Annotated in this window: 11 protein-coding genes and 1 pseudogene; 6 read left to right on the forward strand and 6 right to left on the reverse strand. The window is 31.6% G+C overall.

The features are described 5' to 3' along the window. Nucleotides 1–4: 4 nt before the first annotated feature. From ACKGJY_RS05550 to ACKGJY_RS05560, 3 genes are read left to right on the forward strand one after another with little or no spacing between them, the layout of a single operon-like run. Nucleotides 5–2,776 carry a TonB-dependent receptor gene (locus ACKGJY_RS05550; RefSeq protein WP_413972865.1) on the forward strand — a complete coding sequence of 924 codons (2,772 nt, stop codon included), beginning with the start codon at nucleotides 5–7 and terminating at the stop codon, nucleotides 2,774–2,776. 1 nt (nucleotide 2,777) lies between these two features. Next, entirely contained in the window at nucleotides 2,778–3,971 is a 1,194-nt protein-coding gene (locus ACKGJY_RS05555) for a DUF4249 domain-containing protein (RefSeq protein ID WP_413972866.1), read from the forward strand. Nucleotides 3,972–3,979: 8 nt separating this feature from the next. Continuing rightward, nucleotides 3,980–5,722, forward strand: a complete 1,743-nt coding sequence (locus ACKGJY_RS05560; protein WP_413972867.1) for a hypothetical protein — start codon at nucleotides 3,980–3,982, stop codon at nucleotides 5,720–5,722. A gap of 7 nt (nucleotides 5,723–5,729) precedes the next feature. Here ACKGJY_RS05560 and ACKGJY_RS05565 read toward each other — a convergent pair whose 3' ends face one another. After that, the gene (locus ACKGJY_RS05565) at nucleotides 5,730–6,344 is read right to left on the reverse strand and encodes a deoxynucleoside kinase (protein ID WP_413972868.1); all 615 of its coding nucleotides are present in this window, start codon (nucleotides 6,342–6,344) and stop codon (nucleotides 5,730–5,732) included. Nucleotides 6,345–6,351: 7 nt separating this feature from the next. Next, complete coding sequence (locus tag ACKGJY_RS05570; protein WP_413972869.1) at nucleotides 6,352–7,131, reverse strand: hypothetical protein; 780 nt, start codon at nucleotides 7,129–7,131, stop codon at nucleotides 6,352–6,354. Nucleotides 7,132–7,411: 280 nt separating this feature from the next. Here ACKGJY_RS05570 and ACKGJY_RS05575 point away from each other — a divergent pair, with 280 nt between their 5' ends. The 3 genes from ACKGJY_RS05575 (at nucleotide 7,412) to ACKGJY_RS05585 (ending at nucleotide 12,078) form a co-directional block, all read left to right on the forward strand. Further along, complete coding sequence (locus ACKGJY_RS05575; RefSeq protein WP_413972870.1) at nucleotides 7,412–8,251, forward strand: GLPGLI family protein; 840 nt, start codon at nucleotides 7,412–7,414, stop codon at nucleotides 8,249–8,251. Between the two features lie 118 nt (nucleotides 8,252–8,369). Continuing rightward, nucleotides 8,370–9,239, forward strand: a complete 870-nt coding sequence (locus tag ACKGJY_RS05580; protein WP_413972871.1) for a GLPGLI family protein — start codon at nucleotides 8,370–8,372, stop codon at nucleotides 9,237–9,239. Nucleotides 9,240–9,372: 133 nt separating this feature from the next. After that, a complete protein-coding gene (locus ACKGJY_RS05585; protein WP_413972872.1) occupies nucleotides 9,373–12,078 on the forward strand; it encodes a carboxypeptidase regulatory-like domain-containing protein in 2,706 nt (901 codons plus the stop codon). A 118-nt stretch (nucleotides 12,079–12,196) separates the two neighbouring features. Here the strand turns inward: ACKGJY_RS05585 and ACKGJY_RS05590 are convergent, their stop codons facing one another. The 4 genes and pseudogenes from ACKGJY_RS05590 to metK all read right to left on the reverse strand — a co-directional run bounded on the left by ACKGJY_RS05590 (nucleotide 12,197) and on the right by metK (nucleotide 15,585). Further along, nucleotides 12,197–12,847: a helix-turn-helix domain-containing protein gene (locus ACKGJY_RS05590; protein ID WP_413972873.1), complete on the reverse strand. Its 651-nt coding sequence runs from the start codon at nucleotides 12,845–12,847 to the stop codon at nucleotides 12,197–12,199. Nucleotides 12,848–13,130: 283 nt separating this feature from the next. Further along, nucleotides 13,131–13,688 (reverse strand): annotated as a pseudogene (locus ACKGJY_RS05595) (REP-associated tyrosine transposase). A gap of 45 nt (nucleotides 13,689–13,733) precedes the next feature. Beyond that, nucleotides 13,734–14,159 (reverse strand): hypothetical protein, encoded by a 426-nt coding sequence (locus tag ACKGJY_RS05600; RefSeq protein WP_413972874.1) that lies wholly within the window; start codon nucleotides 14,157–14,159, stop codon nucleotides 13,734–13,736. 172 nt (nucleotides 14,160–14,331) lie between these two features. Next, nucleotides 14,332–15,585, reverse strand: a complete 1,254-nt coding sequence (metK, locus tag ACKGJY_RS05605; RefSeq protein WP_413972876.1) for a methionine adenosyltransferase — start codon at nucleotides 15,583–15,585, stop codon at nucleotides 14,332–14,334. Nucleotides 15,586–15,766 lie beyond the last annotated feature (181 nt).

The following is a 15,766-nucleotide window of genomic DNA, read 5'->3' on the forward strand; positions in this document are numbered from 1 at the left end:
GTTTATGAAAATAATAAAAACTGTTTTAATGTTTCTTTTGTTTTCGAATATCTGTTTATGTCAAACAAGCAATAATATATCTATTTCGTTTACGGAAGCTACTGTTATTGATGTATTATTGACATTAGAGAAACGTACTGAATATTCTTTTTATTTTGATGAAAATTGGCTTGATACTACTATTTTAATATCAAATAACTTCACTAACACTAGTATTGAAGATGTATTGAAAACCATTTTAGAAAATACCGACATAAACTATTTTATAATTGATAATAAAATTATTCTTTCTAAGAATAATGCAATAAGAGGTGAAATTCCTGAAAATTATTTTCAATCTATAACCAATGAAAGTTCTAATAATAACATTGTACAAAACGAAACAAATATACCTGTATTACAGAAGCAGTATACCGAAAGAAACACTTATATAAATAGAAAAACTTATTATATAGGCAAAGAAAATCCATCGTCACTTAAAAAAAACTATACACTCTCAGGATATATAAAAGACGCTAAAACACTAAAACCTATAGAGAATTTAAGCGTTTATATTGCTGGCACTAGTATTAACACTGTTACAAATAGTAAAGGGTTTTATAGCCTTAACATTCCAAAAGGGCTTAACATTCTTAAAATAGCTTCGATGGGATATGGCAACCCTATAAAAAAATTAGTGGTTTATGGTAATGGTACGCTTAGTTTCAATCTGTATGAAAAATTAGAAGCGCTAGATGAAGTTGTTATAGCATCTAACAGAGATGATAATATTAGAAGTGCTGAAGTAGGTGTAACTAAAATTGATGTAAAGGGTATAAAAAACATTCCGCTTGTTTTAGGAGAACGTGACATTTTAAAGGTAGCTACAACATTACCTGGAATTAAAACAGCTGGAGAGGGTGCTTTAGGTTACAATGTTAGAGGAGGAAAGGTAGACCAAAACTTAATTCTATTTGATGATGCAGTTTTATATAATCCCTCTCACTTTTTTGGTATATTTTCTGCTATAAACCCTTTTGCTACTGGCAGTGTAAATATTTATAAAGGCACTATACCTTCAGAATTTGGCGGTAGATTATCTTCTGTAATAGATATATCTACAAAAGAAGCAAATACAAAAGAGTTTGCTGGCGAAGGTAATATTGGTCCTGTTACAGGGAACTTACTATTAGAAATACCTATTATTAAAGATAAAGCAGGAATTTTAATTGGTGGTCGTGCTACGTATTCTGATTGGGTTTTAAAATCTGTTTCTGAACCTTCAATTAAAAATAGTAAAGCCTCATTTTATGATGTACTAGTAAAATACAATCATAAACTAAACAAAAAAAATACGCTTCAAGCTACGGGCTATTTAAGTAATGATACATTTAGCATCACATCAGATTCAGTTTTTGACTACAGTAATAGATTAGGATCCATAAAATGGAACCACACCTTTAATGATAAAAACAGAGCAGCACTTCAACTAGCAACTACTGAATATAAGTTTAACATTATATTTGATGGCCAACTAAATAGGAACTTTGATTTTGGGTATACCATTAATGAAACTCAACTTAAATTAAAAGCATCTTATATTCATAGTAAAAAGCATAAATTTTCTTATGGAGCGAGTTCTAAATTATACGCTATAAACCCCGGAGAAATAACACCATTAGATGATGCATCTGTTGTTGAATCCAAACGTGTTGCTAAAGAAAGAGGTTTAGAGTCGGCCGTTTTTATCTCAGACGAGTATGAAATAAACAAAAATATATTACTTAATTTAGGATTTAGATACTCCACGTTTACCGCATTAGGACCAAGTTCTCAAAACATATATACTGATGATGCGCCTAGAAGCGAAGAATCTGTAGTAGAAACAAGAGAATTTACGAGAAACAAACCTATAGTAACTTACGGCGGGCCAGAATTTAGGGTATCTGCTAGATACGCTTTATCACCAAGTTTATCAATTAAGGCAGGTTACAATAAAACCATTCAGTATTCTCATTTATTATCATCTAATACAACTGCTTCACCTGTTGATTCTTGGAAATTATCAGATTTAAATATAGAACCACAAAGAGCTGAACAACTGTCTTTAGGATTATTTAAAAACTTTGATTTTGGTTTATATGAAACTAGTTTAGAAGGCTACTACAAAAAAATAAGAAACCTTCTAGATTTTAAAGTAGGAGCCGAATTATTACTTAATGAAAATATTGAAACAGAATTGTTACAAGGCGAAGGTAAAGCTTACGGGTTAGAGTTTTTATTAAAAAAAACAAAAGGTAAATTTAATGGTTGGCTATCTTACACCTACTCTAGAACTTTTGTAAAACTAGACAGTGAGTTTATAACCAATAGAGTTAATGATGGCAACTTCTTTCCAGCTAACCAAGACAGACCTCATGATATTAGTGTTATAACTAATTACAAATTAACTAAGCGATACAGTTTTTCTCTTAATTTTAACTACCAATCAGGGAGGCCTATTACCTACCCTATTGGAAAATTTACTTTTAATAATTCTGAACAAGTATTGTATAGCGACAGGAATAAATTTAGAATACCAGATTATTACAGATTAGATTTAGGTGTTAATATCGAAGGAAATCATAAAAACGTTAAACTAGCTCATAGTTTCTGGAATATTTCGGTGTACAACGTTCTTGGAAGAAATAATCCGTTTTCTGTGTTTTTTGTAAATGAACAAGGAGAAATAAGAGGATTTCAATCTTCAATATTTGCGATACCAATACCAACAATAACCTATAATTTTAAGTTTTAGCATGGATTTAAAAAAATTATATAGCATTATATCTGCGCTACTAATACTGGTGAATATGTCTTGTGTGGAAGAATTACCTCTAGTTACAGAGAATTTTGAAGATACCATAGTTATTGAAGCTACTATTACAGACGAACTTAAAACTCAACAAATAAAGTTGTCCCGAACGATTAGGCTTGAAGAAAATACACCTAATTTTGAAGCGAATGCCCAAGTGCGTGTAGAAACAAACAATGGCACAACTTATGAATTTGCTTATCAAGGCGAAGGCATATATACTTCTAATCAAGAATTTCAAGCTGTAGATGATGAAAGTTATACTTTGTTTGTACAAACTTCAAATGGCAACTCATATGTTTCAAATGAAGAAGTATTAGTATCTAATTCTGAAATTGATAGCATATATGCTGAACTCGTTAATAATGGTGAACAAAATGGTATTACAGTATTTGTAGATAGTAAAGAAAACTCAAGCAATCCACGTTTTTTTAGATATGAATATGAAGAGACGTATAAGATTGTAGCTCCTATTTTTTCACTAGAAGATTTATTTTTTGACAATATAATGGGTAGTGGTGAGAGTTTAACCTATACTACTAGACTGGAACCAAGACCTATAGAACAGCAAACATGTTATACAACAACCAAATCTAACGAAATAATAATTACAAGTATAAATGGTTTAGATGAAAATTCAGTATCAAGATTTCCTGTAAGATTTATAACTGAACAAGACCCTATAATTAGGGTTCGCTACAGTATTTTAGTTAAGCAATTCACACAATCAGCAAATGCTAATAACTTCTATAAAGTTCTAAAAGAACTTTCATCTGATGAGAGCCTTCTAATAGATATCCAACCCGGTTTTGTTCAAGGAAATATATTTTCTCAACAAAGTACTCAAGAAAAAGTATTAGGGTTTTTTGATGTATCGTCAGTAGATTCAGAAAGAATTTACTTTAATCATGAAGATTTTAATATTGATCTGCCTCCATATTTTTTCGATTGTGATGTTATTAATTTTGATGAACTCAGTACTAATAGCACCCAGAGAATAAGATTATTACGATTAGTTAATGACGTAGGTTTTAAATATATAGAAGAATCTGATGAAGGTTTATTTATTGTAAATCCGCCTTGTGGTGATTGTACAATATTCTCATCAAGTGAAATACCCTCTTTTTGGGAAGATTAAGCACAAACATGGCAAAAGCAATTATTATAATATTTCTTTTTATCCAAAGTATTGTATTTTCTCAGGTGCAAGACCTTATGGAAAACAATCTATTAAATGCAATACCAAAAGAAGATATTGTATTATATACTAACGATAACATATTCCTTTCAGGAGAAACAATTTATTATAAAACGCATATATTAAACAACGAAAATAAAACACCAAGCGTACTGAGTAAAATTGGATATATAGAACTTATTGATAAAAACAGAAAAGTACTTTTTAGGCATAAATTAGTACTAGAAAACGGAGTGGCTAGTTCAGATTTTTTCATTCCTGCTTCTATAAAAACTGGGCACTACAAATTACTGGGATTTACTAAATGGATGCTTAATAATAGTGATAAACCATTCTTACAAAAAGATATCGTCATTATAAATCCATACATACCAAATAAGCTTTCTAAAGTAGAAATTTTAACTGATAATATTAAAGAGCAGCTTACTATACAACCTCATAAAATTATAAAACCAGATAATGTAGAACAAGATAATGGTATAACACTAACAACTGAGTTTAATACCTACAAAACAAGAACCAAAATAAACATAGAAATAAAAGCTATTAAAAAAACAAACCTTAATGCTAACTTAGCTATATCTATAAGAAAATTAAACAGCATAAGCCCTAGCGATAATTTTAATAAACTGGAAACACCCATTAATTTAATTAACAATAAAATGTATCTACCTGAGCTGAGAGGTGAAATTATTTCGGGTACCATAGTAAACAAAAACGACCAATCCAAGGCAGCAAAAAAAACTATTGCATTATCCATTCCTAGCAATACCTATATTTATAAAAACATTGTATCAGATACTCAAGGCAAATTCTATTTCAATATTAAAAGTAATTATTCAACCCCAAAAGCGATATTACAACTTATCGATTCTGATTACGAATCTTATAAAATTAATCTTGACAGTTTAATATTTCCGTATTATCAATACCTAAATTTTAAAGAGGTTTATTTAAATGAAACTATAAAAAATTGGATAGTAACTAAAAATATAAGTAACCAAATTGAAAACGCATATAGTACTTTAAAAACAGATACTATTAAGCCTTACAATGCACCAAAACCATTTTATGGTAACCCAAGCGTATCCTATGTTTTAGATGATTACAAAAGATTTAAAACCTTAAAAGAAACCTTCGTAGAGGTTGTTGAGGGTGCAGGTATTAGAACAGAAAATAATAAAAGTAGGCTTATAGTATATAGATACGATGAATTTAATGTAAATGAATATTCTAACAATGCACCACTTGTATTATTTAACGGGATTTACATCAAAGATTTTAGTAATATCATTGGTTACGATCCTTATAATATTAAAAAGATAGATTTAATTAGGGGGATTTATTTTTATGGTTCAAAAACATTTAATGGTATAGTTGATATATCTACAAAAGAAAATACTACTGATATACCACTTTATGATGAACACGCAACGGTATTTAACTTACTTATGCCAGAGCAGAAAAAGATATATTTTCAGCCAAATTACTCGGAAAACTTTGAAAAATTAAAGAGGATTCCTGATTACAGATATCAATTATTATGGAAACCTGATATAGAACTTCATTCAGAACCCATAGAATTGGAGTGCTTTACATCTGATATTAAAGGCGTTTTTGAAATAAAATTAAAAGGTAATTTAGAAAACGGACAGACAGTAGAACTTAAGAAATATATAGAAGTTTTATAAAAACATTTTAAAACAAGCCATTTATTTCTGCATCAATAGTATTAATAACATGACCTAAATCTTCTGGCTTATCTACAAAATTTAAATTATCAACGTCAATAATAAGCAACTTACCCTTATCGTAACCATGTATCCAAGCTTCGTAACGTTCATTCAATCTGCTTAAATAATCAATACTAATAGAGTTTTCATAATCTCTACCACGTTTGTGAATTTGCGACACTAAATTAGGTATAGAACTTCGTAAATATATCAACAAATCTGGACCTTGCACCAAAGATTCCATTAAATCAAATAAAGAACTATAGTTGCTAAAATCTCTATTGGTCATTAAACCCATTGCATGTAGGTTGGGTGCAAAAATATGTGCATCTTCATAAATAGTTCTATCTTGGATAATATCCTTGCCGCTTTTTCTAATTTGTAGTACTTGCCTAAATCTACTATTTAAAAAGTATACTTGTAAATTAAAACTCCAACGCTCCATTTGATTGTAAAAATCATCCAAATAAGGATTATCTACCACATCTTCCAGTTGTGCTTCCCATTTATAATGTTTTGCAAGTAGTTTTGTTAGCGTTGTTTTTCCAGCGCCAATATTTCCAGCAACAGCAATATGCATAATTTAATTATTTTTTTATTTGGAATTCTTGGAGAGTTTCATCGTTGTAAATATACAAGGTTTCATTCGTTACAAAAAACTGAGATATTAAAATATTATTGGTTTTCACAGGAATTATTGTTTTTGAATCTTCGGCTAGATAAAACAAATTATCTCCTTTTTTAAAATATAAATGCTCATTAACTTCTGCGATTTCGGTATATCCTTCGTTTTTTAATGTTTTTACGCTACTGCCAAAATAGTTGTAAACTAAAAGTTCATGTTCTGTAAGCAAGTATGCATAATTATAGTTGCTTTCTAAATCTAAAATAGGGCTATCTATAGGTTTAAATGTTTGTGCTTTGGTGCTTCTAGTTTTGTAATCAAATACTTCTAATAATTGAGTATCTTGATTAAACAACCAAATGGTATTATCATATCCTGTAGAAATATGTGAAACATTTTTGTAATTATCGATAGTATTAAAATCTATTTTAAAAATTTCAGCTAATCTATTGTCCAGAATAATCACCGTGTTCAACTCTTGATAAAACACATTGATTTTAAGTGGATTAAAGCTATTTACAGTGGTTAACTTTCCTAATTGTAAGTTATTATAACTAATGGTAGTGTCTTTATCTTTTTTGTAAATGGTACTTCCTTTAGTGTAAAAAATAGTACCAAAATTATCAATTCCGATGATGTTATCTCCAATGATTGTTGAGGACTTTGTGTGTGAAATGGCAACAGATTCTTGAGCACCTATTAAAACAGCAATAAAATATATAATATAGACTAACGATTTCATTTCAATTTGAAAAGTACAAAAATCAAACCACTTTTAAGAAGTTGATGTAAACCTATAATGATCTTTTACAAACACCCAATTAATAGTTTAAATTTCGTTTGTTGTAAAAAAGAAATAGTAAAACAATTTATATACAATAAAGTACATTGCATTTTAAGTATTTATACAGGATAATAACTAAGTTTTTTAAATATAAATTAGTAGTGTTTTTGTTAAATCGATCATTGTTGTTTAATAATTATTTATATTTGTTAAACAAAATATACATAAAATATTCATTATGAAAACACTAATTATAACCGCAATTGTATTTTGTTTAAGCATAATAACTACTAAAACTTTACATGCACAAGAATTTCAAGGTAAAGCAGAGTATGTATATAAAGCTCAAATGAATTTAGGACGCTGGGGCGCAAAAATGAGTGAAGCTCAAAAAAAGCAAATCGCTGCGCGTTTAAAAAATCGTTTAGAAAAAAAATATATTCTAGCTTTTAATAAAGAAGCATCGGTTTATAATGAATACGAGAAGTTAGATGCTATGTCTGGAGCAACAGATTCTTGGGGCAAAAATTTCACACCTGGCGAGCAGTACAAGAATGTAAAAACAAATACGTTTGTACAGGAACAGGAGTTTTACGGTAAAAAATTTTTAATACAAGACAGCCTATTAAAAATAGATTGGAAAATGGGTACAGAGACCAAGCAAATTGGGAATTATACATGTTTTAAGGCTACGGCAATGGTGCCTAGTTCCAAAATGGCATTTTGGGAATTCTCTTGGAGCCAAATGAGACAAGAGCAAGGTGAAAATGAAGATGGAGAGGAAACTGAGAAACAAGAAGAACCAATGACTGAAGTTGTTGCATGGTATTCCCCTCAAATTCCGGTAAGCCAAGGGCCATCAGAGTTTTGGGGATTGCCAGGTTTAATATTAGAAGTAAGTTCTGGTACCACAACCATATTATGTTCTAAACTAACCATTAACCCAGAAGAAAAAACAGAGGTGGTAGCCCCAAAAAGAGGTACTGAAGTAACAAAACAAGAGTATAAGGATATCATCTTTAAAAAGATGAAGGAATTTAGAGATAATAGAGTGGGTAGACGGTATGGTAGATCATAGTTAATTTTAACATATTTTTAATAGTTTGGGGTTAAACCATCTTGCCCTATAGATGTCTAATCAACATCCGATAATCTGTGTTCGGATTTTATAATCTCATTAATTTATAGCATTCATTATGATCTCTAGTAAACTGCAACAACTCGTTTTATTTGTTTTTATCTTTTCATCCTTTGTTTTAAACAGTCAAGAATTTCAAGGTAAAGCGTACTACATGTCTAAAACTTCTGTAGATATGAGCAATTTTGGAAGACCTAACATGAGTGAAGAACAACGAAAGCGCATGGAAAGTCGCTTAAAAAATATGTTTCAAAAAAACTATGTTTTGACGTTTAATAGAACAGAATCGATTTACAAGTTAGAAGAGAAGCTAGAAGCACCTGGTCAAGGCGGTGGCGGCAGGTTTACAGCAATTATGGGAGGTGCGGTTGATGGTGTGAAGTATAAAAATGTACAAACCAAAGCTTCTTTAAATGAATTAGAACTCTTCGGAAAATTGTTTTTAGTAAAAGAAGATTTACCCAAACTAGACTGGAAAATTACTGGAGAAACCAAGCAAATAGGTGGATACACCTGTTATAAAGCAACTGCAATTAAAACTTGGAAAGATTTTGATATGACTGCTTTAAGAAGACCACCTAATAGAGATGGAGCTGATGAAAGCAAAGACGCAACTGAGGAAAACACGGAAAAAGAAGAGCAGCCTGAAATAGAAATTACAGCTTGGTATACCATGCAAATTCCAATAAATCAAGGCCCTGGAGATTATTGGGGATTACCGGGTTTAATTCTGGAGGTTAATTCAGATAAAACAACCATATTGTGCACAAAAATTGTACTCAACCCAGAAGATAAAGCAACCATTAAACAGCCTACAAAAGGTAAAGAAATCACCAAAGAAGCCTATGTTGAAGTTGCTACCCAGAAATTTAAAGAAATGCGTGATAATTTCAGAAGAGGTGGTCAACGCGGTGGCGGAAGACGCTAATACTACCCATTAACCTAAAGCAAAATAAATATGTTTCTATCTCACTCTTTATTTGAATTTAGAATGACATAAATCCATCTGATGTATTGAAAGCGTGTAAACGAATCACTCACTCAGGAAAAATATCAACCACATGAAACTAAAACTAACCATACTCTTCGCCTTTGTAGTGTCAATGACCTATGCGCAAATTAAACTACAAGGTGTTGTAAAAGATAGTATTGGAGCGCCACTAGAACTTGCAAATGTTGTAGCTATTAACCAAGCAACAAGTGCTTTAGAGTCTTATGGAATTACCAACGACAAAGGCAAATTCATCCTTAACCTAAGTAAAAACACAACTTATAAATTGCAAGTAAGTTATATAGGAATGAAAACCTACGAAGAGGTAATTGCAACAACTACTGAGAATATTGATAAGCCTATTACAATGTTTTCTGATAATGCGCTTGATGCTGTTGAGCTTACTTACGAAATGCCTGTAACCATTAGTGGTGATACTTTAATTTATAATGCCGATTCATTTAAAAATGGAACAGAACGGAAACTAGAGGATATTCTCGAAAAGCTTCCAGGAGTTGAGGTAAATGATGAAGGGCAAATTGAAGTTGAAGGGCAGCGGGTTACAAAAGTAATGGTGGACGGTAAAGATTTTTTTGATGGCGATTCTAAATTGGCAACTAAAAATATTCCCTCAAATGCTGTAGATAAAGTTCAGGTTTTAAAAAATTATGCCGAGGTAGGGCAATTAAGTAGTGTTACCAACAATCAGGATAATTACGCCATCAATATTAAACTAAAAGAAGGTAAAAAGAATTTTTGGTTCGGTAATGTTACTGCGGGAGCGGGTACATCGCCAGATGACGAATTGTATCTCGTACAGCCTAAGTTATTTTATTACAGCCCCAAATACAGTGTTAATCTTATTGGCGATTTAAATAATACTGGAGAACCCGCACTTACAAGAAGAGATTTGCGTGGTTTTGGTGGTGGCTTTAGAAACCCTAGTAGAGATAGTGGCACTAGTTTAAATCTAGGCAATAACGATTTAGGGTTTCTTGCAACGCAAAACAATCGTGCACAGAATATTGAGAATAAACTAGCTTCAGGTAATTTTAGCTACTCGCCTAATAAGGCTTTAGATATTAGCGGTTTTGGGATTTTTAATAGTAGCCGTATAGATATTCGTCAAAAACGATCCGTACAATTTACAAATCCAGAACTAAGTATTCCTGATGAAGATACAGACCAAACAACACAGCAACGCTCTGATATTGGGTTGTTAAAATTAAGTGCATCCTACAAACCAAATGTGAATAATCAAATGGATTATGATCTTTTGGGGCGCGTTACAAAAGAATCGCAAGTGCAAAACTTATTTTCATCGGTTATTGGAAATACAAATGAGTTTGAAGATAATACGCCATACAGTATCAATCAAAACTTAAATTATTATTATACGTTGAATGAGACAAATATATTCGCTTTTGAAGTACAGCATTTATTACAAGATGAAGATCCGTTTTACAATGCCATTTTAGATGATAAAGATAACTATGAAAATACAGCTGATGCTTTAGGTCTAGATCCTAATCAAATAGGATATAATGTAAACCAAACCAGACGCGTAGAAACCAATCAACTAGATGCTAAATTAGATTATTGGAACATACTCAATGATAAAAGTAATATCAATTTTACGTTAGGTGCCATTACTAGTAGGCAAGATTTTAATTCTAATTTATTTCAAATTTTAGATGATGCTTCTAGTTTAGACCCAACGCCAACATTTAATAATGGCCTAGATGTAAATGATATTCGATATAATTTTAGCGACTATTATTTAGGTGTAAAGTATATGTTAAAGGCTGGAATTTTTACATTCACACCAGGACTTTCGGCACATGCGTATAGATATGGTAATGACCAATTTGGACAAGAATTTCAAGACAATTTTGGATTAGTGCTTCCAAATTTTGAAACACGCATTCAATTTAAAAAGAGCGAAAGTTTAACCATAAGATATAACATGCGAAATCAATTTACTGATGTTACACGATTAGCAAGCGGTATTGTGTTAAACGGTTTTAATAGCATTCAAGTTGGTAATCCAGAGTTACAAAATGCGTTAACAAATAATATTAGTCTTATTTACAGAAGTTTTAACCTCTTTAATTATACCAATGTGTTTGCGGTTGTAAATTACAGTAATGCGGTAGACCAGATACGTTCAATTTCTAATTTTGACAGTGTAGTACGTACTAATAATTTTTTTAATTCAGGATTTGCAGATCAAACAGTTACAGCATTTGGACGTTTTCAGCGTACGTTTGGAAAGTTAAGAGCGAGTATCAATACACGTTTTAATTACAGTAAGTTTAATCAGTTTATACAAGGCGAACGTTCTATAAACGAAAGTTTTCAGCAAACCTACACCCCAGAATTACGCACCAATTTTAGAGAAGCACCAAATGTGAGGATCGCTTACAGGTATGCCGTGAATCGCAACCAACAAGGCGGGCGCACAACAACGTTTAAAACGAATGCGCCATCTATAAAGTTTGATGCCTACATCTGGAAGAAGTTTACATTTTTAACTGATTATTCGTATAACCGACAAAGTAATTCCAATGGATCGCCTCAAGAATTTGAAATATGGAATGCGTCATTGTCTTACAGAAAAGATAAAGATGCAAAGTTAGAATATACGCTTAATGCCACCAACTTATTAAACACAACCTCGCTGATACAAAACGGAAATAACAACGTATCTGTTTTTGCTTCAGAATATTTTATTCAGCCGCGGTTTGTAACGTTTCGGTTGAGGTATGAGATTTAGGGGGTTCGCTTATCGTTTTTGTGTATGGTTAGTTGCGTGGTTAAGCAACTAAGTTAGCAAACAAATCACAGATAGAAAATTCCAGCGGAATTTTCGTAAGTAGGCTAGAACCAAGCAATTAATTATACACGGTGTTAGCACCTTTTTTTTCTTTTTTGATGTACAAAATTGTTATTAAAATAGTAGCGGCTGCAACAATGAATAATCCTGGTTTAAACCTAAAATATTTTGAATACTTGCTGAATTCAATAGATAAATAAATTATACTAATCAAGTAAAAAGAAATGAATATTAATTGTCCTAAGATAAATCTTATTTTGTTTTTAATTAATCCTAGCGAATAAGCTATTGCTATAATTCCAATAGATAAAGCAGTTATACTTACTAACCAATTATATAAATTAATTCCATTAAAACTTATGTTGCCAACCCAACCTGTTGGGGTAATTAGTACTGGTCCAGTTTTTTCAAAATCTATTCCATATTCTGATTTAATCTGAAACCACCCAATAAATGAGCCAATAATAATTAGTAATGTCAAAAAAGTTGACCAAATTAAATATTTATCAATCCTTTTTTTTTCTCGCTCAATTATTTCAATTTCTAATGCGTTAAAAATTAATTGAAGTGTTTTTTCTCTGGGTTTAGTTTCATTATTTTCAATTCGTTGAATTGTTCTTAGATTTACTTTAGAGGCTTCAGCTAATTCCTCTTGAGATAATCCTTTTTTCAATCTTATTTCTTTTATTCTTTTTCCAATTTCAGTCATTATTAATTCAGTTTAATTTGTCGCATAAAAATATTCTTTAAATTTTCAATTTATAGTGACTTTCCAACGACATTTATACGGCATTTTCGGAATTTGTTGTTATTGCTGGGTTTAAATTGGTGCTAATGTAGAGATATAGTTCCGTTTTAATGAACTATATCGTTCGATAAGCGAAGGTAGCAGAAAATTTCTACAAAGTCAAGTTGATGTTAAACAAAAAAGACCACTATAAATCTCTCGCTACCGCTAAGCTCCGCTTAGTGGCGTCACAGGTTGTAAAAACTCAACCCAAAAAGCCTGCATCATCAATCTTTAAAACGGTATGGTCGCCATGAAAATTTCTAGCGCTAGAATATTTACAATGCGTCGGATCAGTAACTAAGCCACTTTTAACAGGGTTATTATGAATATAATCTATTTTCTGATTTATAACGGTATCTGTCCAAAGTTCTATCGGTTTGTTATGATGTTGCCAAAACTGATATTTAGAACTATTACTTTTCTTTTTTGCTGCACGTTCAAAAAACCATAACAATTATTCTTTTCTGCTTTCTTGAGGATTAGTTTCGATAGCTTCAATTAATGTCTTAGCAGTAAAACTTTTAAAATCTCTTAATAATCCGTCTGGTTCATTATTACTTGATCTGAATATTAAATGTAAATGATTTGGCATAAAACAAAACGCATATAGCTCCATTCCTTTATTTGCTCTACAATAATTTACACTGTCTGTTAAAATATCAAAGTAGATTTGTCTTGTAAAAACATCCAACCAATAAACAGTAGCAAATGATACAAAGTATAATCCAGACTTATTGTAATATTTATAATTTCTACTCATTAGTCTAAAATACAAAAAGCTTTTGTTTTTTTACTGTTGCCGCCACTAAGCGGAGCTTAGCGGTAGCCAAGGAGTTTTTTCAGATGGCAAATTCACTTCCGCCAAAATTTTATTCAATTCCATAAGCGAATATTTGTCAATCAATTCCGTATTGATTTTCAATTCACTTTTTTCCGTTTTCAGCGTATAATCTCCCGCAAACTTTTTAATCCAATTTATTTCATTCAGATTAATTTTCTTCCCGAAACCATAAAGTCTATTTTTTCGAATAGTTCCATTTTCAATAGTCAGATATTGATTTGACAAATCGTACAAATAATGTCCAACGTATAAAATTCCGATTACTAAATATCCGTAATCTGTCCAACGAATTTTATCATCAGTCACGATGCTTAAGATTCCGAGAATAATCCAAAATATTCCGAGAACTAAATTCACGATTAGTCTTTTCCTTTTGAATTTTATTTTCATTTTTACGTTTCGGTTTTTCGCTTCTTGCTAATGTTGAGATATAGTTCCGTTTCAATGAACTATATAGTTCGATAAGCGAAGGTAGTAGAAAATTTCTACAAATTCAATTTGATTTTAAACAAAAAAGACCACTATTAAGCGGTCTTTTCAAAATTATAAAGTTGTAATTTATTTATAAACCAAAAGCAGTTTTTACGGCATCTAGGTAATCCAACTTCTCCCAAGTAAACAATTCTACATTTAAAGTTTTGCTATCGCCATTAGGCTGATAAAATGTTTTTGTAACTGTTTTGTTGGTACGCCCCATGTGCCCATAAGCCGCAGTCTCGCTGTACATTGGTGTGCGTAGTTTTAGGCGCTCTTCAATAGCAAAAGGGCGCATATCAAAAATTTCAGAAACTTTTTTAGCAATAGCGCCATCGCTTATATTTACGTTTGCAGTACCATAGGTATCCACAAAAATACCCATAGGCTCCACAACGCCAATGGCATAACTTACCTGTACTAATAGTTCATCAGCAACACCTGCTGCAACCAAGTTTTTAGCAATATGGCGCGTTGCATACGCAGCACTTCTATCTACTTTACTAGGATCTTTTCCAGAAAAAGCACCACCACCATGAGCACCTTTACCACCGTAAGTATCAACTATAATTTTACGTCCGGTAAGTCCTGTATCGCCATGTGGGCCACCAATTACAAATTTTCCGGTTGGATTAATGTGATAGGTAATAGCGTTATCAAATAAGTTTTGAATAGCCTCAGGAAGTTTAGCAACCACACGCGGTATTAAAATTTCCACAATATCTTTTCTAATTTTTGCTAACATCTCGTCATCTTCAGCAAAATCATCATGTTGTGTAGAAACTACAATTGCATCTATACGCTGTGGCACATTATCATCGTTATATTCAATAGTAACCTGACTTTTAGAATCTGGTCTTAAATACGTAATGTCTTTATGTTCGCGTCTTAACTCAGCCAATTCAATTAAAATACGATGCGATAAATCTAATGCCAAAGGCATGTAGTTTTCAGTTTCATTGGTGGCATAACCAAACATCATCCCTTGGTCTCCCGCACCTTGCTCTTCTTTAGTAGCACGATCTACACCTTGATTTATATCTTCAGATTGCTCATGGATTGCCGAAAATACACCGCACGAATTACCATCAAACATATATTCACCTTTAGTATAGCCAATTTTATTAATAGTATCTCTTGCAATTTTTTGCACATCTAGGTACGTATTAGATTTCACCTCGCCTGCAAGCACCACCTGTCCTGTTGTTACAAGGGTTTCACAAGCCACTTTAGAGTCTGTATCAAACGCTAAAAAGTTATCAATTAAAGCATCACTAATCTGGTCAGCAACTTTATCTGGATGTCCTTCAGAAACACTTTCTGAAGTAAATAAATACGACATATTATTTTATTTATGAAGCAAGATTTGACGGAAAACGTCGCAGGAGTTTACACTGCCTTTAGCATTTTTTTTAATACTGAACTTATCTCAATATCTCTTTATGATTTCGAGATGTTTTCGTTCAACATTAAGAGGTTGCAATCAGTCAAATCTTTCCTCTGTTTTTATGAACTACAAAAGT

This window comes from Hyunsoonleella sp. 2307UL5-6, assembly GCF_047345485.1.
Classification (GTDB): Bacteria; Bacteroidota; Bacteroidia; order Flavobacteriales; family Flavobacteriaceae; genus Jejuia.

Bases quoted from the DNA above. Each gene is read 5' to 3' on its own strand.
- ACKGJY_RS05550 (WP_413972865.1), top strand. From the start codon at position 5: ATGAAAATAATAAAAACTGTTTTAATGTTTCTTTTGTTTTCGAATATC.
- ACKGJY_RS05555 (WP_413972866.1), top strand. From the start codon at position 2,778: ATGGATTTAAAAAAATTATATAGCATTATATCTGCGCTACTAATACTG.
- ACKGJY_RS05560 (WP_413972867.1), top strand. From the start codon at position 3,980: ATGGCAAAAGCAATTATTATAATATTTCTTTTTATCCAAAGTATTGTA.
- ACKGJY_RS05565 (WP_413972868.1), bottom strand. From the start codon at position 6,344: ATGCATATTGCTGTTGCTGGAAATATTGGCGCTGGAAAAACAACGCTA.
- ACKGJY_RS05570 (WP_413972869.1), bottom strand. From the start codon at position 7,131: ATGAAATCGTTAGTCTATATTATATATTTTATTGCTGTTTTAATAGGT.
- ACKGJY_RS05575 (WP_413972870.1), top strand. From the start codon at position 7,412: ATGAAAACACTAATTATAACCGCAATTGTATTTTGTTTAAGCATAATA.
- ACKGJY_RS05580 (WP_413972871.1), top strand. From the start codon at position 8,370: ATGATCTCTAGTAAACTGCAACAACTCGTTTTATTTGTTTTTATCTTT.
- ACKGJY_RS05585 (WP_413972872.1), top strand. From the start codon at position 9,373: ATGAAACTAAAACTAACCATACTCTTCGCCTTTGTAGTGTCAATGACC.
- ACKGJY_RS05590 (WP_413972873.1), bottom strand. From the start codon at position 12,847: ATGACTGAAATTGGAAAAAGAATAAAAGAAATAAGATTGAAAAAAGGA.
- ACKGJY_RS05600 (WP_413972874.1), bottom strand. From the start codon at position 14,159: ATGAAAATAAAATTCAAAAGGAAAAGACTAATCGTGAATTTAGTTCTC.
- metK (WP_413972876.1), bottom strand. From the start codon at position 15,585: ATGTCGTATTTATTTACTTCAGAAAGTGTTTCTGAAGGACATCCAGAT.